Source organism: Streptomyces sp. DSM 118878 (assembly GCF_052936595.1).
Genome location: NZ_CP193622.1, coordinates 3338974 through 3356936 on the forward strand (window position 1 = coordinate 3338974; position 17963 = coordinate 3356936).

At 71.0% G+C, this 17963-nt stretch carries 13 protein-coding genes; 5 read left to right on the plus strand and 8 right to left on the minus strand.

The window, feature by feature from the left end; genetic code table 11:
* Positions 1 to 72: 72 nt before the first annotated feature.
* Entirely contained in the window at positions 73 to 1302 is a 1230-nt protein-coding gene (locus ACRAKF_RS14600; protein ID WP_447037530.1) for a threonine synthase, read from the plus strand.
* Positions 1303 to 1314: 12 nt separating this feature from the next.
* Here ACRAKF_RS14600 and ACRAKF_RS14605 read toward each other — a convergent pair whose 3' ends face one another.
* The 6 genes from ACRAKF_RS14605 to iolC all read right to left on the minus strand — a co-directional run bounded on the left by ACRAKF_RS14605 (position 1315) and on the right by iolC (position 9414).
* The gene (locus ACRAKF_RS14605; protein WP_447037531.1) at positions 1315 to 2787 is read right to left on the minus strand and encodes an APC family permease; all 1473 of its coding nucleotides are present in this window, start codon (positions 2785 to 2787) and stop codon (positions 1315 to 1317) included.
* Between the two features lie 383 nt (positions 2788 to 3170).
* Positions 3171 to 4682: a CoA-acylating methylmalonate-semialdehyde dehydrogenase gene (gene mmsA, locus ACRAKF_RS14610; RefSeq protein ID WP_447037533.1), complete on the minus strand. Its 1512-nt coding sequence runs from the start codon at positions 4680 to 4682 to the stop codon at positions 3171 to 3173.
* A gap of 17 nt (positions 4683 to 4699) precedes the next feature.
* Positions 4700 to 6598, minus strand: a complete 1899-nt coding sequence (gene iolD, locus ACRAKF_RS14615; protein WP_447037534.1) for a 3D-(3,5/4)-trihydroxycyclohexane-1,2-dione acylhydrolase (decyclizing) — start codon at positions 6596 to 6598, stop codon at positions 4700 to 4702.
* Entirely contained in the window at positions 6595 to 7407 is an 813-nt protein-coding gene (iolB, locus tag ACRAKF_RS14620) for a 5-deoxy-glucuronate isomerase (protein WP_447037535.1), read from the minus strand. The genes iolD and iolB overlap by 4 nt, the downstream gene beginning before the upstream one ends.
* A gap of 28 nt (positions 7408 to 7435) precedes the next feature.
* Positions 7436 to 8338 carry a Cgl0159 family (beta/alpha)8-fold protein gene (locus tag ACRAKF_RS14625; RefSeq protein WP_447037536.1) on the minus strand — a complete coding sequence of 301 codons (903 nt, stop codon included), beginning with the start codon at positions 8336 to 8338 and terminating at the stop codon, positions 7436 to 7438.
* 122 nt (positions 8339 to 8460) lie between these two features.
* Complete coding sequence (gene iolC, locus ACRAKF_RS14630; protein WP_447037537.1) at positions 8461 to 9414, minus strand: 5-dehydro-2-deoxygluconokinase; 954 nt, start codon at positions 9412 to 9414, stop codon at positions 8461 to 8463.
* Between the two features lie 137 nt (positions 9415 to 9551).
* Between iolC and ACRAKF_RS14635 the strand changes: the two genes are divergently transcribed.
* The 4 genes from ACRAKF_RS14635 to ACRAKF_RS14650 all read left to right on the plus strand — a co-directional run bounded on the left by ACRAKF_RS14635 (position 9552) and on the right by ACRAKF_RS14650 (position 13757).
* Positions 9552 to 10451, plus strand: coding sequence for a sugar phosphate isomerase/epimerase family protein (locus ACRAKF_RS14635; RefSeq protein ID WP_447037538.1), 900 nt, complete (start codon positions 9552 to 9554; stop codon positions 10449 to 10451).
* Between the two features lie 247 nt (positions 10452 to 10698).
* Positions 10699 to 10896, plus strand: a complete 198-nt coding sequence (locus ACRAKF_RS14640) for a MerR family transcriptional regulator (protein WP_447037539.1) — start codon at positions 10699 to 10701, stop codon at positions 10894 to 10896.
* 146 nt (positions 10897 to 11042) lie between these two features.
* Positions 11043 to 11366, plus strand: a complete 324-nt coding sequence (locus ACRAKF_RS14645; protein ID WP_447037541.1) for a heavy-metal-associated domain-containing protein — start codon at positions 11043 to 11045, stop codon at positions 11364 to 11366.
* 180 nt (positions 11367 to 11546) lie between these two features.
* Positions 11547 to 13757 (plus strand): heavy metal translocating P-type ATPase, encoded by a 2211-nt coding sequence (locus ACRAKF_RS14650; protein ID WP_447041975.1) that lies wholly within the window; start codon positions 11547 to 11549, stop codon positions 13755 to 13757.
* A gap of 459 nt (positions 13758 to 14216) precedes the next feature.
* On the opposite strand, the gene ACRAKF_RS14655 is transcribed toward ACRAKF_RS14650, so the two are convergent.
* Positions 14217 to 15506, minus strand: coding sequence for a citrate synthase (locus tag ACRAKF_RS14655; RefSeq protein WP_447037543.1), 1290 nt, complete (start codon positions 15504 to 15506; stop codon positions 14217 to 14219).
* A 205-nt stretch (positions 15507 to 15711) separates the two neighbouring features.
* Positions 15712 to 17946, minus strand: coding sequence for an SF1B family DNA helicase RecD2 (gene recD2, locus ACRAKF_RS14660; RefSeq protein ID WP_447037544.1), 2235 nt, complete (start codon positions 17944 to 17946; stop codon positions 15712 to 15714).
* Between the last annotated feature and the right edge of the window lie 17 nt (positions 17947 to 17963).

Consider the following 17963-nt stretch of genomic DNA (forward strand, 5'->3'; position numbering starts at 1 on the left):
CTCCGCGCCCGGCATACCGCCGTCGTGGTACGCGAGGCCAGGGCCCGTCAGGGGTGAATAGAGTCTGCACCCATGACGTCCCCGTCCGCACCCATGACATCCCGGGAATCCCTCGCCACCGGCCAGCGCTCGCTCGGCGACCCCTCCGTCCGTTTCCCGCTGTGGCCGCCGCTCACCGCCGGCTGCCCGGTGACCAGCACGGAGAGCGTCTCGTACCCCGTAGAGGTCGACTACGCCTACGACAAGGTCCCGGCCGGCCTCTTCGCCACCGCCTCCGGGCAGCCGCGCGGCCACGACCGGTGGGCCCCGCTCCTGCCGCCGCTGCTCGCGCCGGGGCTCGGGGAGGGCGGCACGCCCCTCGTCCCCCTCGGCGACGGCCTCTGGATCAAGGACGAGTCCCGCAATCCGACCTGGAGCCACAAGGACCGCATCAACCGCGTCACGGTCGGCGCCGCCGTCGGCGCGGGCGCGGAGGGCGTCGTCGTCGCCTCGTCGGGCAATCACGGGGCCTCGGCGGCGGCGTACGCGGCGCGGGCCGGGCTGCGCTGCGTGGTGATCGGCACGACGGGGACACCGCCCGCGGTCGAGGCGTTCCTGCGGGCGTACGGGGCCGTGGTGCTTTCCGTGCCCGTGGAGGCGCGGTGGCCGCTGCTGCGGAGGATCGTGGAGCGGTTCGGCTACCACCCCGTCAGCAACATGACGCCCACGCACACCGGGCACGCCTTCGGGCCCGAGGGGTACAAGACGCTCGCCTACGAGATCTTCACGGAGCTCGGCGTGCCCGGTGCCGTGTTCCTGCCCACGGGGTACGGGGAGCTGCTCTTCGGCGTCTGGAAGGGGTTCGCGGAGCTGGTCGCCCTGGGGCACGCCGACCGGGTGCCGCGGCTGTACTCCTGTGAGCCCGCGGCCGGGGGTCCGCTCGCCGCCGCGCTGCGGGACGGGGTGCCCGCCACCCGGGTCCCCGTCGGGGAGACCGCCGCCTACGCGATCAGCTCGCCGGTCGGCGGGTACCGCGGGGTCGTGGCGGTCCGGGAGAGCGGGGGGCGGGCCCTGCTGGTCTCCGACGCGGAGATGGCCGCGGCGCGTTCGGAGCTCGCCGGGGCCGGGCTGTGGGCCGAGCTGTCCGCCGCCGCCGGGCTCGCGGGGTACCGGCGGCTCGGCCCCGCCGTCGAGGGGCCCGTGGTGTGCGTGTCCACGTCCAGCGGGTTCAAGGACCGTGACCTGCTGTCCCCGGGCGGCTCCGCCGAGGTCGACCCGGAGGACTGGGCGGAGGTGGAGCGGCGCGTCTCGGCCCGGCGCTGAGAGCCTGGGAGGTCACCCCTGCCCGTCGTCCTCCGGCACGCTCACCAGCCAGCGCGTCTCCCGCCGCGGCCGCAGGTACAGGGCGAAGTACAGCGTCGCCGCCGCCACGATCCCGCCGGTCCACACGAGGTACCCGAGCTCCTGTTGGCTCAGCACGTAGGCGAGGACCACGATCAGCACCACCGGCACCGCGGGCCACAGCGGCATCCGCCAGGCCGCCCGGTGGCCGTGGCCGCCCCGCCTGGCCAGCAGCGCGGCCACCGCCACCAGCAGGTACATGCCGGTCACGGAGACTCCGGTCACCCCGTACAGCGTGTCGAGGTTGACGAAGCACAGGAGCGCTCCGGGGACGCCCACGAGCAGCGTGGCCACCCACGGCGCGCCGGAGGCGCCGAGCTTCGACAGGGCCTTGTTCACCGGCGAGGGCCATGCCTTGTCGCGGGCGGAGGCGAACAGGACGCGGGAGTTCTGGATGACCATGACGATGCCCGCGTTGATGATCGCGAGGGCCACGCAGAGGCTGACGAACGTACCGACGGCCGAGTTGGACCAGGCCGTCACCATGGCGCTGATGTCGCCCTCGGTGAGGGCCGTCAGGCTCTGGGCGCCCATGGTGATCGCGACGACCGGCACCAGGATGATGACGGAGGAGATGGCGAGGGTGGCGAGGACGGTGCGCGCGACGTTGCGGCGCGGGTTCTCCAGCTCCTCGGAGAGGTAGACGGCCGTGGAGAAGCCCTGCGTGATGAAGAGGGCGATCGCGAGGCCGGAGACGATCAGCATGGCCGTGACGGTGTCGACGCCGCCGGGCCCGGAGCCCGCCACCGACAGGTCCACCAGGCTGCCCGCGCCCCGCTCGGCGTGCGCGAAGCCGAGGACGGCCACGACGCCCGCGGCGATCACTTCGAGGACGAGGAAGACGCCGGTGATCCAGGCGTTGGCGCGCAGGTCGAGCAGGCCCGCGAGGGTGGCGAGGATCATGACGCCGGCGCCCGCGTAGGACGGGTCGAGGTCGAGGACCGGTGCCAGGTAGTCGGCCGTGCCCATGGCGATCACGGGCGCCACGATCATCACGACCAGGAGGGACAGGACGAAGACCAGCCAGCCGGCCAGGCGTCCCGCCATCGTGGAGACCATCGCGTACTCGCCGCCCGCGCTGGGGATGAGCGTGCCGAGCTCGGAGTAGCAGAACGCCACGCCCACGCAGAGCAGGGAGCCGATCGCGATGGTGAGCGCGGTCGCGGTGCCGAGCGAGGAGAAGAGGTCGGGGACGACCACGAAGAGCGTGGAGGCGGGCGTCACGCAGGACAGCGTCAGGAGGGTGCCTCCCACGACGCCGATGGAGCGCTTGAGCTTCTGCGGGTCACCCGGCACGGCCACCGGCGCCGAAGGGGTGTCGACCGCAGGGGTGTCGACCGGAAGGTTGCCGGCCGGAGGGGCGTCGGCCGTGGTGGCGGGCGTGGGCGGGCGAAGCGTATCGCTCATACGGCGCGGTTCCGATCGACTCGTGCGGCGGGTGCTGCGGCGGGAGCCCTATCGCCTCCGAAGGCAGTCGAGCGTCTGTCAGTGGCTCCCGGCGCGTCATCGAACCCCGGCGATAACCGGAACGTCAACGGTCATTTACCTACGGAATCCGCAGCGCTCTGCCGACCCAAGTCGCCTGGCTTTCCCAAGAGTTTGCGCCCATGGGTGGCAATGAGTAGTCGGCTCTCACTGTTGACCTTGTCTTCACAGGCATATCCATGCGAGCACCTTCGCTGCCCGGATTGCACCGTGTGCACGGGAACCGCAAAGACGGCGTTAAAAAAGAAAAGAGGTCGTCCGGATACCGGACGACCTCTCTCCACGCGCTGTCACGCGCCGGTGACTCAGTGGTTGCGCGGGAAGCCCAGGTCGACCCCGGCCGGCGCGTCCGACGGGTCGGGCCAGCGGGTGGTGATGACCTTGCCGCGCGTGTAGAAGTGCGTGCCGTCGTTGCCGTAGATGTGGTGGTCCCCGAAGAGGGAGTCCTTCCAGCCGCCGAAGGAGTGGTAGCCCACCGGCACCGGGATCGGCACGTTCACGCCGACCATGCCCGCCTCGATCTCCAGCTGGAAGCGGCGGGCCGCGCCGCCGTCGCGGGTGAAGATCGCGGTGCCGTTGCCGAACGGCGAGGCGTTCATGAGGGCGACGCCCTCCTCGTACGTGTCGACGCGCAGCACGCACAGGACCGGGCCGAAGATCTCGTCCTGGTAGGCCTTGGCGGTCGTCGGGACGCGGTCGAGCAGGGAGAGGCCGATCCAGTGGCCGTCCTCGTGTCCCTCGACCGTGTACCCGGTGCCGTCGAGGACGACCTCGCAGCCCTCGGCGGCGGCGCCCGTGACGTACGAGGCGACCTTGTCGCGGTGGGCCGCGGTGATCAGCGGGCCCATCTCGGAGGTGGAGTCGTTGCCGGGCCCGATCTTGATCTTCTCGGCGCGCTCCTTGATCTTGCCCACCAGCTCGTCGGCGACCGAACCGACCGCGACGACGGCCGAGATGGCCATGCAGCGCTCGCCCGCGGAGCCGTAGGCCGCCGAGACGGCGGCGTCGGCCGCCGCGTCCAGGTCCGCGTCGGGCAGGACCAGCATGTGGTTCTTGGCGCCGCCGAGCGCCTGCACGCGCTTGCCGTTGGCGGAGGCGGTGGCGTGGATGTGGCGGGCGATGGGAGTGGAGCCCACGAAGGAGACGGCCGCCACGTCCGGGTGCTCCAGGAGGCGGTCCACGGCCACCTTGTCGCCGTGCACGACGTTGAAGACACCGTCGGGCAGCCCGGCCTCGCTCAGCAGCTCCGCGATCTTCATCGAAGCGGACGGGTCCTTCTCGCTCGGCTTGAGCACGAAGGTGTTGCCGCACGCGATGGCCAGCGGGAACATCCACATCGGCACCATGGCCGGGAAGTTGAACGGCGTGATGCCCGCGACGACGCCCAGCGGCTGGCGGATGGACGCCACGTCCACGCGGCTCGCCACCTCCGTCGACAGCTCGCCCTTGAGCTGCACGGTGATGCCGCAGGCCAGGTCTACGATCTCCAGGCCGCGCGCGACCTCGCCGAGCGCGTCCGCGTGCACCTTGCCGTGTTCGGCGACGATCAGCTCGGCGATCGCGTCGCGGTTGGCGTCAAGGAGCGCGCGGAACGCGAAGAGGATCGCGGTGCGCTTGGCGAGCGAGGACGTGCCCCAGGTCGCGAAGGCCTCGCGGGCCGCGGCCACGGCGGCGTCCACCTCGTCGACCGACGCGAACGCGACCTGCGTCGTGACGACGCCGGTCGCCGGGTCGGTGACCGGGCCGTACGATCCTGACGCGCCCGCGGCCCTCTCGAAGGGCTTTCCACCGATCCAGTGATTGACGGTCTTCGTCATGACAAACATCCCTACTCTCACAGGTGGCGGCGTCGGGCAGCGACGTGCCGGTCGTACTCTTCCCTGGCCTTGACCGCGGACTCCCGGGTCGCCGTCTCGGCCACGGGCACATCCCACCACGCCTGCGCGGGAGGCGGGCCCGACACAATGTCTGCCGTTTCCGTCTCCACATAGACACATGTGGGACGGTCTGCGCCGCGCGCCTCCCGCAGGGCCTCGCGCAGCTCACGGACGGTTTTCGCGCGCAGCACGCGCATGCCCAGCGAGGCCGCGTTGGCCGCCAGGTCGACCGGCAGCGGCCCTTCGGTGTACGTGCCGTCGTCCGCCCGGAAGCGGTAGGCCGTGCCGAACCGCTCGCCGCCCACCGAGGCCGAGAGCCCGCTGATCGAGGCATAGCCGTGGTTCTGGAGGATGACGACCTTGACCGGGATGTTCTCCTGGACGGCCGTGACGATCTCCGTCGGGTTCATCAGGTACGTGCCGTCGCCGACCAGCGCCCACACCGGCCGCCCCGGTGCCGCGAGCGCCACGCCGATCGACGCAGGGATCTCGTAGCCCATGCAGGAGTATCCGTACTCGACGTGGTACTGCCGTGCCGACCGGGTCCGCCACAGTTTGTGCAGGTCACCGGGGAGCGACCCGGCGGCGTTGATGACGATGTCCTCGTCGGTCACCACCTCGTCGAGCACCCCGAGGACCTGGGTCTGGCTGGGGCGCACGTCCGGCTCGTCCGCGAGGTAGGCGGCGTCGACGCGCTGCTCCCAGCGGGCCTTGTCACCGCGGTAGTCGAGGGAGAAGGTGGGCTCGACGCGGTACCCCTCCAGCGCCTCGGTGAGCGCTTCGAGCCCGGCGCGGGCGTCGGCGATCAGGGTGGCGCCCGCCATCTTGTGCCCGTCGAAGGGGGTGACGTTCAGGTTCAGGAAGCGCACCCCGGGCGCTTCGAAGAGGGTGCCGGAGGCCGTGGTGAAGTCGCTGTAGCGGGTGCCGACGCCGATCACCAGGTCGGCGGCGCGGGCCAGTTCGTTCGCGGGGGCCGTGCCGGTGTGCCCGATGCCGCCGACGTCCGCCGGGTGGTCGAAGCGCAGGGAGCCCTTGCCCGCCTGGGTGGAGGCGACGGGGATGCCGGTGGCGTCGGCGAGGCCGCGCAGGGCGTCCTCGGCGGCGCTGTGGTGGACGCCGCCGCCCGCGACGATCAGGGGCCGCCGCGCCGCGCGCACCAGGTCCACGGCTTCGGCGAGTTCCCGCGGGTCGGGGGCCTGCCTGCGTACGGTCCACACCCGCTCGGCGAAGAACTCCTCGGGCCAGTCGTACGCCTCCGCCTGCACGTCCTGCGGCAGGGCGAGCGTGACGGCGCCGGTCTCGGCGGGGTCGGTGAGCACGCGCATCGCGGCGAGGGCGGCCGGGATCAAGGCCTCGGGCCGGGTGACGCGGTCGAAGTACCGGGACACGGGCCGCAGGCAGTCGTTGACGGACACGTCGCCCGCGTACGGCACTTCGAGCTGCTGGAGCACCGGGTCGGCGGGCCGGGCGGCGAAGGTGTCGCCGGGCAGCAGCAGCACCGGCAGGCGGTTGACGGTGGCGAGCGCGGCGCCGGTGACGAGGTTGGTGGCGCCGGGCCCGATGGACGTGGTGACCGCGTGGGTGGCGAGCCGGCCGGACTGGCGGGCATAGCCGACGGCGGCGTGCACCATGGCCTGCTCGTTGCGGCCCTGGTGGAACGGCATCTCCTCGGCGTACTCCACGAGAGCCTGGCCAACCCCCGCCACGTTGCCGTGCCCGAAGATGCCCCAGGTCGCGCCGATGAGCCGCTGCCTGGCACCGTCCCGCTCGGTGAACTGCCTGGTCAGGAAGCGTACGAGTGCCTGCGCGGTGGTCAGCCGGACGCTGCCCGCGGCGTTCGCCGGAGTCCTCGTCATCGATATCCCTCCGTGTGGTCGGGGTGGAAGCAGATCCTCCACTCCCTCTCGTCGCCGGGTCCGGCCATCACGTTCAGGTAGTACATCGCGTGCCCCGGCTGGGCCACGGACGGACCGTGCCAGCCGTCCGGCACCAGTACGGCGTCGCCGGTGCGGACCTCGGCAAGGACGTCGGTACCACCGTCACGGGAGGGAAAAACCCGCTGATATCCGAATCCGTCACGCCCTGCGTGGGCCTCGATCTCGAAGTAGTAGATCTCTTCGAGCTCGGCCTCGACGCCCGGACGGTGCTCGTCGTGCTTGTGCGGCGGGTACGAGGACCAGTTGCCGCCGGGCGTGATCACTTCCACGGCGATGAGCCGGTCGCACGCGAAGGAGTCCGCAGCCGCGAAGCCCCGGACCTCCCGGGCGCAGGTGCCGGAGCCCCGGCTCTCGATGGGTACCTCCGGCGCGGAGCCGTAGCGGGCGGGGAGTCGACGCTCGCACTTCGCTCCTGCCAGGGCGAAGCGGCCTCCCGCGCCGGAGGCGATCTGGACCTGGGCGTCGCGGGGCACGTAGGCGAAGTCGGAGACTCCGCTGAACACGCTCTCCCGGCCCAGGAGTTCGATGATCCCGTCTTCCGCGTGCACCGTACAGCCGCCGGTCAGCGGCAACACGATCCATTCACTCTCACCGGTGGTGAAAGCGTGCGTGCCGCCGGGCGGAATCTCGACGACACGCAGCGCGGAGTAGGCCCACCCTGCCCTCTTCGGGTCGATGTCGAGGGCGTACGGACCGTCGCTCGCACTCCCTTTCGGCACGTACGTCATATGGGGCCTCCAGATCCTCTCTCGCCCGCTACAACAGTCCTACGGCGGTGTCGACCGCCCCCGCCACGTCGCCGTCGGGCGGGTAGAGCAGCGCCCTGCCGACGACCAGTCCCTGCACGGTGGGCAGCCGCAGCGCGCCGCGCCACTTCTCGAAGGCGGCGTCCGCGCCCCCGGCGTCGTTGCCCACGTCGCCGCCGAGCAGCACCGTCGGCAGGGTCGAGGTCTCCATGACCCTGGCCATGTCGTCGGGGTTCTCGGTGACGGGGACCTTCAGCCAGGTGTACGCGGAGGAGCCCCCGAGCCCCGAGGCGATGGCGATGGCCCGCGACACGGCCTCGGCGCTCAGGTCGTTGCGGACGGGGCCGCGCCCCTCGCGCCGGCTGAGGAACGGCTCGACGAAGACCGGCAGCTCCCGTTCCGCCATCGCGTCGACCGTGCGCGCGGCGGAGTGCAGGGTGCGCAGCGACCCCGGGTCGTCGTAGTCGACGCGGAGCAGCAGCTTGCCCGCGTCGAAGCGGAGCCGCGTCAGGTCCTCCGGCCGGTACCCGGTGAACCGGTCGTCCATCTCGAAGGCGGCCCCCGCGAGCCCACCGCGGTTCATCGACCCCATGACGACCTTGCCGTCGAGCACGCCGAGCAGCAGCAGGTCGTCCAGGATGTCGGCGGTGGCGAGCACCCCGTCGACCCCGGGGCGGGCCAGGGCCACGCAGAGCCGCGCGAGCAGATCGCCGCGACTGGCCATGGCGAGCGGATCACCCCCGACGGCGAGGGACCCCCGAGCGGGGTGATCGGCGGCGACGATCATCAGCCGCCCGCTCCCCCCGACCAACGGCCGCCGAACCCGCCGAGCGGCGGCCTCGGCAATGACCCCGGGCTCCCGCGCCCGAACCCGAGCAAGCGCCCCGACATCAACGGCCTGAACCCCTCCCAAGGCAGCGGCAGCGATATTCAGCCCCTCCGGCACAGGGGCAGCGGCGCCCAGATTCAGCCCCTCCGGCGTTTGAGGAGCGGGGTCCGGGGCGGAGCCCCGAGCACGGCCACGGAAGGCGCCGGTCACAGCACAGCCCCGGCAGCAACAACAGAGGCGACCTCGCCAGCAAAAGGCATGGCCGAAGAGCACTCAAGGCGGGACGCCACAATCGCGCCCGCGGCATTGGCGTACCGCATGGCCCGCTCCAGCCCCCACCCGCTCAACAGCCCATGGCACAGCGCCCCGCCGAACGCGTCCCCGGCGCCGAGCCCGTTCAGCACCGTCACGGGAAGCGGCGGCACCTCGGCGACGTCACCCGCCCGGTTCATCGCGAGCACCCCCTTGGGCCCCTGCTTGACCACGGCGAGCTCGACCCCGGCGTCGAGCAGCGCCCGCGCCGCCGCGCCCGGTTCCCGGCACCCCGTGGCGATCTCCACCTCGTCGAGGTTGCCGACGGCGACCGTGGCGTGCGCGAGGGCGGCGGCGTAGTGCGGCCGGGCTTCGGCGGGCTCGCTCCAGAACATGGGCCGCCAGTCGAGGTCGAAGACCGTGATCCCGGCGGACCGCGCGCCGAGCGCCACCAGCGTGGCCGCCCTGCTGGGCTCCGCGCACAGCCCCGTACCCGTCATCCAGAAGATCCGCGCGGCGGCGATCGCCCCGAGGTCGAGCTCCCCCTCGGAGATTTCGAGGTCGGGGGCCTTGGGCAGCCGGTAGAAGTACAAGGGGAAGTCGTCCGGCGGGAAGACCTCGCAGAACGTCACGGGCGTCGGCAGCCCCGGAACCGCGCTCACCCAGCGGTCGTCGACGCCGAACTCCCGCAGCGCCCGGTGCAGATAGGTCCCGAAGGGGTCCTGCCCGGTGCGCGTCACGACGGCGACGCGGCGGCCCAGGCGCGCCGCCGCCACCGCGACGTTGCTCGCCGAGCCGCCGAGGAACTTCCCGAACGTGGTGACCTCGTCGAGAGGCACCCCCGCCTGAAGTGGATAGAGGTCGACCCCGATCCGGCCCATGGTGATGACGTCGTACGGATCACTCACCCTGTGCGTCCCTTCGCCGGGCCGGTCGGTCGTGTGCCCCCAGGTCTAATCCCGGCCCGGGAGCCCTGTCAACATTTTGTCCTTACATTCGGACCACTCCTTGACACTCTTCCGACGACGCCTGGAGGCTGGCCGACATGACGACGCTGTCTCGCATCCGGATCGGTTCGGCGCCCGACTCGTGGGGCGTGTGGTTTCCCGAGGACCCGCAACAGGTCCCCTGGCGCCGCTTCCTCGACGAGGTCGCCGACTCCGGGTACGAGTGGATCGAGCTCGGCCCGTACGGCTATCTGCCCACCGACCCCGCCGAGCTGGCCGAGGAGACGGGCCGCCGCGGCCTCAAGGTGTCGGCGGGCACGGTCTTCACCGGCCTGCACCACGGACCCGCGGTCTGGGAGAAGACGTGGGCGCACGTCGCGGACAACGCCGCGCTCGCCCAGGCGATGGGCGCCGAACACCTCGTCGTCATCCCTTCCTTCTGGCGCGACGACAAGACCGGCGTGGTCCTGGAGGACCGCGTCCTGACACCCGGACAATGGCGCGAACTGACCACGCAGACCGAGCGCCTGGCCCGCGAGGTCCGCGAGCGCTACGGCCTGCGCGTCGTGGTCCACCCGCACGCGGACACGCACATCGACACCGAGGAGAACGTCACGCGTTTCCTCGACGCCACCGACCCGGACCTCGTCTCGCTCTGCCTGGACACCGGGCACTACGCGTACTGCGGCGGCGACAGCGTCGAGCTCATCGAGACCTACGGCGAGCGCATCGGCTATCTGCACCTCAAGCAGGTCGACCCGGAGATCCTGGCCGGCGTGCGCGCCGAGGAGGTGCCGTTCGGGCCCGCCGTGGGGCGCGGGGTGATGTGTGAGCCGCCCGTCGGGGTGCCCGCCCTGGAACCCGTGCTCGCCGCGGCCCAGAAGCTCGGCGTCGAGCTCTTCGCGATCGTGGAGCAGGACATGTACCCGTGCCCCCCGGACAAGCCCCTGCCGATCGCCCGCCGCACCCGCGCCTTCCTCCGCTCCTGCGGGGCCTAGACACCGGGGCCTGGACACCGGGGCCTGGACACAGGGGGCACAGGGGGCCCGGTCTGTCACAAAGAACACCCTCCTGTCACACATGTCTCACCCACGCGAAACCTGCGTCACAGAACGTCAACAGAGACCCACGCGGAGTAATTCGCCACGGCTCACCGGGCACAGGCTGAGTGATCGCCGCGCGCCGCGCCCGGCCCCCCGTCGGCCACGCCCGGCCGCCCCTGGGCGCGCGCAGGGAGGTGCCACCATGACGGACCGCAGGCTCTGGTCGTACAAGGAGATCGCCGCACACATCAAGGTGCAGCCCGACACCGTGCGCTCCTACCGCAAGCACGGGCTGCTGCCCGACCCCGACCACGTGGAGCGCGGCAAGCCCTACTGGTACGCGGACACGGTCCGCGCCTGGGTCGCCGCCCGCCCCCGCAACAGAGGGCGCGGGGCCTGAGGGGCCCCGCCGCGGGGCGCCCCCGTCTCGTTGAGAAATACCCCCTAGGGGTATAGTCTTCGATGTGTCAGGAGGTCCCCGGGACTGTGGGGTCCCCTTTCGCACGTTACGTCGCACACGTACCCACGCCATCCGAGGAGAACGACATGAGCGCCCAGACCGAGCTCCCGCAGGCCGCGTCCGAGACGACCGGCTCCTGCTGCTCCCCCACCGGTTCCTGCCACGGCGACGGTGCCGCGGAGACGCCGCAGGGCGCCGTCACCACGGTGTACGAGGTGAAGGGGATGACCTGTGGCCACTGCGAAGGTGCCGTCGGGTCCGAGATCTCGGAGATCGCGGGCGTCGGTTCCGTCGAGGCCTCGGCCGCCACGGGTCTGGTGACCGTGGTCTCCGCGGCCCCGCTGGACGAGGAAGCGGTCCGCGCCGCGGTGGACGAGGCGGGCTACGAGCTCGTCGGCGTCAAGGCCTGACCGCAGCCCGGCGGCCCTGTGGTGTCACCCTCGACACCACAGGGCCCGCAGCCGTACCCCGGTAACGATGAGCAGTACGAGAGAGCCATGCCCGAACCGTCCGCAGCCCCGTCAGTGCCCGAAGTGCCCGAAGCCTCCGAAGCCTCCGAAGCCTCCGAAGTCGAGCTGGCCGTCGGCGGGATGACCTGCGCGTCCTGCTCGTCCCGCATCGAGAAGAAGCTGAACCGCATGGAGGGCGTGACCGCCACGGTCAACCTCGCCACGGAGAAGGCCAGGGTCGCGTACGCCGAAGGGGTCGAGGTCGCCGACCTGATCGCCCTGGTCGAGAAGCTGGGCTACACGGCGGAGGAGGTCCTTCCGCCCCCGCCGGAGCCGGTGTCCCCGCTGCCGACCACCGCCGACATCACCGAGCCCGACACGCTGCGGCAGCGCCTGGTGGTCTCCGCGCTGCTCTCCCTGCCCGTCGTGCTGCTCGCGATGGTCCCCGCCCTTCAGTTCGACAACTGGCAGTGGCTCTCGCTGACCCTCGCCGCTCCGGTCGTCGTCTGGGGCGGCCTGCCCTTCCACCGGGCGGCGGCCACCAACCTCCGGCACGGCGCGGCGACCATGGACACGCTGGTCTCCGTGGGCACGCTCGCCGCCTTCGGCTGGTCGCTGTGGGCGCTGTTCGTCGGGGACGCCGGGATGCCGGGGATGCGGCACGGCTTCGACTTCACGGTCGGGCCGGGGGACGGCGCCTCGACGATCTACCTCGAAGTCGCCTCCGGCGTCGTCTCCTTCATCCTCCTCGGCCGCTGGCTGGAGGCACGCTCCAAGCGGAAGGCGGGCGCCGCCCTGCGCGCCCTGCTCGAACTCGGCGCCAAGGACGTGACGGTCCTGCGGTCCGGCTCCGAGGAGCGCGTCCCGGTCGGCCGGCTGGCCGTCGGCGACCGTTTCCTCGTACGGCCGGGCGAGACCATCGCCACCGACGGCACCGTCGTCGAAGGAGCCTCCGCGGTCGACGCCTCGATGCTGACCGGTGAATCCGTACCGGTCGACGTGGGCGTGGGCGACGCCGTCACCGGGGCGACCGTGAACGCGTCGGGCCGCCTGGTCGTACGGGCCACCCGCGTCGGCTCCGACACCCAGCTCGCCCGTATCGCGCGGCTCGTCGAGAACGCCCAGACCGGCAAGGCACGGGTGCAGCGCCTCGCCGACCGGATCGCCGGGGTCTTCGTGCCGGTGGTGCTGCTCATCGCGGCCGGCACGCTGGCCGGCTGGCTGGGCGCCACGGGCGACGTGACCGCCGCCTTCACCGCCGCCGTCGCCGTCCTGATCATCGCCTGCCCCTGCGCGCTCGGCCTGGCCACGCCGACGGCCCTGATGGTCGGCACCGGGCGAGGCGCCCAGCTCGGCATCCTGATCAAGGGCCCGGAGGTCCTGGAGTCCACGCGCCGCGTCGACACCGTCGTCCTGGACAAGACGGGCACGGTGACGACGGGCCGGATGGAACTGGAGGACGTGTACGCCGCTGGGGACACGGACGAGAAGCGGCTCCTGCGCCTGACGGGCGCCCTGGAGCACGCCTCCGAGCACCCGGTGGCCCGCGCCCTCGCGGCGGGCGCGGCCGACCGCCTCGGCCTCGGCGCCTGGGAGCTGCCAGTCCCCGAGCGCTTCGAGAACGTCGCCGGGCTCGGGGTGCGGGGCACCGTGGAGGGACACGAGGTCCTGGCGGGACGGGAGCGGCTCCTCGCGGACGCCGGGGTCACGGGTCTTGAGGCGCTGGCGCCCGCGAGGGAGCGGGCGCGGACCGCCGGGCGCACGGCCGTGCTCGTCGCCTGGGACGGGGAGGCGCGCGGCGTGCTCACGGTCGCCGACGCCGTCCGGGAGACCAGCGCGCGGGCGGTGCGCGAGCTGCGGGCCCTCGGCCTGGAGCCGGTGCTGCTCACCGGCGACAACAAGGCCGTGGCCGACGCGGTGGCCCAGCGGGTGGGCATCGCGCCCGACGCGGTGTACGCGGAGGTGCTGCCGCAGGACAAGGTCGACGTCGTACGGCGGCTGCGGGGCGAGGGCCGGGTCGTGGCGATGGTCGGCGACGGCGTGAACGACGCGGCGGCGCTCGCCACCGCCGATCTGGGGCTCGCGATGGGCACGGGCACGGACGCGGCGATCGAGGCGAGCGATCTGACGCTGGCGCGCGGGGACCTGCGGGTGGCGGCGGACGCCATCCGGCTCTCCCGGAAGACCCTCGCCACGATCAAGGGCAACCTGTTCTGGGCCTTCGGCTACAACGTCGCCGCGCTGCCGCTCGCCGCGGCCGGACTCCTCAATCCGATGATCGCGGGGGCCGCCATGGCGTTCTCGTCGGTCTTCGTCGTCACCAACAGCCTGCGGCTGCGGACGTTCTCATAGTCCTTCGGACATTCTCATGGGCCCTTCACATGTCCGTTTCAGCACCTTCACACCCTTGCCGCTATCCACATATCGGGGCTCTTGCGGATAGACGGGACATATGCAAGAGACGCAGATCACATTGATCTGGACGTAACCATCTTGGGGGGTCGCGAGTCTAATGGGACGATGCCAGAAGATGTCTTGGGGGACGTCTTCCGACATCGGAGGACATCTTGGGGGATGTTCTCGGAGTGTGTTGTTGGCCGGGGCACGTGCGTCGGGGAGCTTTGAGCGGCCCTCCCGTCAGTGCGCGTCCCGGCAGACCGCAGGGCCACCAAAACGCCCGGCCGGATCCCGTGGGGGGAATCCGCACCGGGAAAAAGGGAAGCGCCCCGACCGTCGACCCGTGGGGGGATCGATGGCGGGGCGCTTTCCGCTTGATAAGGCCTTGAGAGCCTGTGGAAGCCCTGAGGAGGGTCAGCGACCCTCGACCGGGACGAAGTCCCGGAGAACCTCACCCGTGTAGATCTGGCGCGGACGCCCGATGCGCGATCCGGGCTCCTTGATCATCTCGTGCCACTGGGCGATCCAGCCCGGCAGGCGGCCCAGCGCGAAGAGGACCGTGAACATCTCGGTCGGGAAGCCCATGGCGCGGTAGATGAGCCCCGTGTAGAAGTCCACGTTGGGGTACAGCTTGCGCTCGACGAAGTAGTCGTCGGCCAGCGCGTGCTCTTCCAGCTTCAGCGCGATGTCGAGCAGCTCGTCGGACTTGCCGAGCGCCGAGAGGACATCGTGCGCCGCCGCCTTGATGATCTTCGCCCGGGGGTCGAAGTTCTTGTAGACGCGGTGCCCGAAGCCCATGAGCTTCACGCCGTCTTCCTTGTTCTTCACCTTGCGGATGAAGGTGTCGACGTCGCCGCCGGAAGCCTGGATGCCTTCCAGCATCTCCAGGACCGACTGGTTGGCGCCGCCGTGCAGCGGGCCCCACAGCGCGGAGATGCCGGCCGAGATCGAGGCGAACATGTTCGCCTGCGAGGAGCCGACCAGCCGCACGGTGGAGGTCGAACAGTTCTGCTCGTGGTCCGCGTGCAGGATCAGGAGCTTGTCGAGCGCGTTGACCACGACCGGGTCCAGCTCGTACTCGGCGGCGGGCACCGAGAACGTCATGCGCAGGAAGTTCTCGACGTAGCCGAGGTCGTTGCGCGGGTAGACGACCGGGTGGCCCTGCGACTTCTTGTACGCGTAGGCCGCGATCGTCGGAAGCTTGGCGAGAAGGCGGATCGTCGAGAGGTGACGCTGCTTCTCGTCGAACGGGTTGTGACTGTCCTGGTAGAACGTCGACAGCGCGCTGACCACGGACGACAGCATCGCCATCGGGTGGGCGTCACGCGGGAAGCCGTCGTAGAACCGCTTGACGTCCTCGTGCAGCAGCGTGTGCTGCGTGATCTCGTTCTTGAACGAAGCCAGCTCGTCGACCTTCGGCAGTTCGCCGTTGATCAGCAGATACGCCACCTCGGTGAAGGTGGAGCGCTCGGCCAGCTGCTCGATCGGGTAGCCGCGGTACCGGAGGATGCCCTGTTCGCCGTCGAGATAGGTAATGGCGGATTTATAGGCGGCGGTGTTGCCATAGCCGCTGTCCAGGGTCACCAGACCGGTCTGGGCGCGGAGCTTCCCGATGTCGAAGCCCTTGTCGCCGACGGTCGAATCGATCACCGGGTAGGTGTACTCGCCATCGCCGTACCGCAGTACTACAGAGTTGTCGCTCACGTCATCCCTCACCGACGTTGTGCCTCTTCTTCGAGGTGCCCTGACTGTCTCTACCATCCCCCATTTGGCCCTGGAGAGTGCACTCGGGGTCGACCATTGGGCCTATTGGCGGCACTCAGTGCCGCCAACCTACTCATCCTGCCCCCTTCGCCCCGGTTGCGAAAGTGCTGTGTGACGTTTCCGACTCGTTTGATCGATCAAATCGTCACGGGGCCGGGTTCCGGCGGCCCGCGAGCCGGAAATCCAGGGCCGTGCAGCGCCTGCCCGCGGAGACCGTGCGTACGGCCTGTCCGAGAGCCTTGCGCGAACCGACGAGGACGACCAGCTTTTTCGCACGTGTCACGGCGGTGTAGAGCAGATTGCGCTGGAGCATCATCCACGCCCCCGTGGTGACGGGGATCACCACCGCCGGATACTCGCTGCCCTGGGAGCGGTGGATCGTGACCGCGTACGCGTGCGCCAGCTCGTCCAGCTCGTCGAAGTCGTACGGAACCTCCTCGTCCTCGTCGGTGAGGACGGTGAGCCGCTGCTCGTCGGGGTCGAGGGCGGTGACGACGCCCACCGTGCCGTTGAAGACGCCGTTCTGCCCCTTCTCGTAGTTGTTGCGGATCTGGGTGACCTTGTCGCCGACGCGGAAGACCCGGCCGCCGAACCGCTTCTCGGGCAGGCCGGGACGCGCGGGGGTGATGGCCTGCTGGAGGAGGCCGTTGAGGCTGCCCGCGCCCGCGGGGCCGCGGTGCATGGGCGCGAGGACCTGGATGTCCCTGCGGGGGTCGAGGCCGAACTTGCGCGGGATGCGGTGCGCGGCGACGTCCACCGTGACGCGGCCCGCGTCCTCGGTCTCGTCCTCGACGAAGAGGAAGAAGTCCTTCATCCCCTGGGTGAGCGGCGGCACCCCGGAGTTGATGCGGTGGGCGTTGGTGACGACGCCGGACTCCTGGGCCTGGCGGAAGATCCGGGTCAGGCGGACGGCGGGGACGGGGCTGCCGTCGGCGAGCATGTCCCGCAGGACCTCGCCGGCGCCGACGCTCGGGAGCTGGTCGACATCGCCCACGAAGAGCAGATGGGCGCCGGGCGGCACGGCCTTGACCAGCTTGTTGGCGAGCAGCAGGTCGAGCATCGAGGCCTCGTCGACCACGACGAGGTCGGCGTCGAGCGGGCGCTCCTTGTCGTACGCCGCGTCTCCCCCCGGCCTCAGTTCGAGCAGGCGGTGCACGGTGGAGGCCTCGGCGCCGGTGAGCTCGGCGAGGCGCTTGGCGGCGCGTCCGGTGGGAGCGGCGAGGACGACCTTGGCCTTCTTGGCGCGGGCCAGCTCGACGATGGAGCGCACCGTGAAGGACTTGCCGCAGCCGGGCCCACCGGTCAGGACGGCCACCTTCCGGGTCAGCGCCAGCTTGACGGCCTCCTGCTGCTCGGCGGCGAGCTGGGCGCCCGTGCGCTTCGCGAGCCAGACCAGGGCCTTGTCCCAGTCGACGTCACCGAAGGCGGGCATGCGGTCGTCGGACGTCTTGAGCAGGCGCAGGAGCTGGGCGGCGAGGGACAGCTCGGCGCGGTGGAAGGGGACGAGATAGACGGCGGTGACGTCGTCGCCCCCGTCCGGGGCCGGGAGCTTCTCGCGCACGACGCCCTCCTCGTCCTGCGCGAGCTCGGCGAGGCAGTCGATGACCAGGCCGGTGTCGACCTGGAGGAGCTTCACCGCGTCGGTGATGAGGCGCTCCTCGGGGAGGTAGCAGTTGCCCTGGTCGGTCGACTGGGAAAGGGCGTACTGAAGACCGGCCTTGACGCGCTCGGGGCTGTCGTGCGGGATGCCGACGGCCTGGGCGATGCGGTCGGCGGTCAGGAAGCCGATGCCCCAGACGTCGGCGGCGAGGCGGTACGGCTCGTTCTTCACCACGGAGATGGAGGCGTCGCCGTACTTCTTGTAGATGCGCACGGCGATGGAGGTGGAGACGCCCACTCCCTGGAGGAAGACCATGACTTCCTTGATGGCCTTCTGCTCCTCCCAGGCGGCGGCGATCATCTTGGTCCGCTTGGGGCCGAGGCCCGGCACCTCCACGAGCCGCTTCGGCTCGGTCTCGATGATGTCGAGGGTGTCGACGCCGAAGTGGGTGGTGATGCGGTCGGCCATGACGGGGCCGATGCCCTTGATGAGTCCGGAGCCGAGATAGCGGCGGATGCCCTGGATGGTGGCGGGGAGCACCGTCGTGTAGTTCTCGACGGTGAACTGCTTGCCGTACTGCGGGTGGGAGCCCCAGCGGCCCTGCATCCGCAGGGACTCGCCGGCCTGGGCGCCGAGGAGCGCGCCGACGACGGTGAGCAGGTCGTTCCCACCGCGCCCGGTGTCGACGCGCGCCACGGTGTAACCCGTCTCCTCGTTGGCATACGTGATGCGCTCGAGGACACCCTCCAGCACCGCGGCCGCCGCCGTTGGACTCGACATGATCCGACGCTACCGCC

Bases quoted from the DNA above. Each gene is read 5' to 3' on its own strand.
- ACRAKF_RS14635 (WP_447037538.1), top strand. From the start codon at position 9,552: ATGACGACGCTGTCTCGCATCCGGATCGGTTCGGCGCCCGACTCGTGG.
- iolB (WP_447037535.1), bottom strand. From the start codon at position 7,407: ATGACGTACGTGCCGAAAGGGAGTGCGAGCGACGGTCCGTACGCCCTC.
- ACRAKF_RS14600 (WP_447037530.1), top strand. From the start codon at position 73: ATGACGTCCCCGTCCGCACCCATGACATCCCGGGAATCCCTCGCCACC.
- ACRAKF_RS14650 (WP_447041975.1), top strand. From the start codon at position 11,547: ATGACCTGCGCGTCCTGCTCGTCCCGCATCGAGAAGAAGCTGAACCGC.
- iolD (WP_447037534.1), bottom strand. From the start codon at position 6,598: ATGACGAGGACTCCGGCGAACGCCGCGGGCAGCGTCCGGCTGACCACC.
- recD2 (WP_447037544.1), bottom strand. From the start codon at position 17,946: ATGTCGAGTCCAACGGCGGCGGCCGCGGTGCTGGAGGGTGTCCTCGAG.
- ACRAKF_RS14640 (WP_447037539.1), top strand. From the start codon at position 10,699: ATGACGGACCGCAGGCTCTGGTCGTACAAGGAGATCGCCGCACACATC.
- ACRAKF_RS14645 (WP_447037541.1), top strand. From the start codon at position 11,043: ATGAGCGCCCAGACCGAGCTCCCGCAGGCCGCGTCCGAGACGACCGGC.
- mmsA (WP_447037533.1), bottom strand. From the start codon at position 4,682: ATGACGAAGACCGTCAATCACTGGATCGGTGGAAAGCCCTTCGAGAGG.
- ACRAKF_RS14605 (WP_447037531.1), bottom strand. From the start codon at position 2,787: ATGAGCGATACGCTTCGCCCGCCCACGCCCGCCACCACGGCCGACGCC.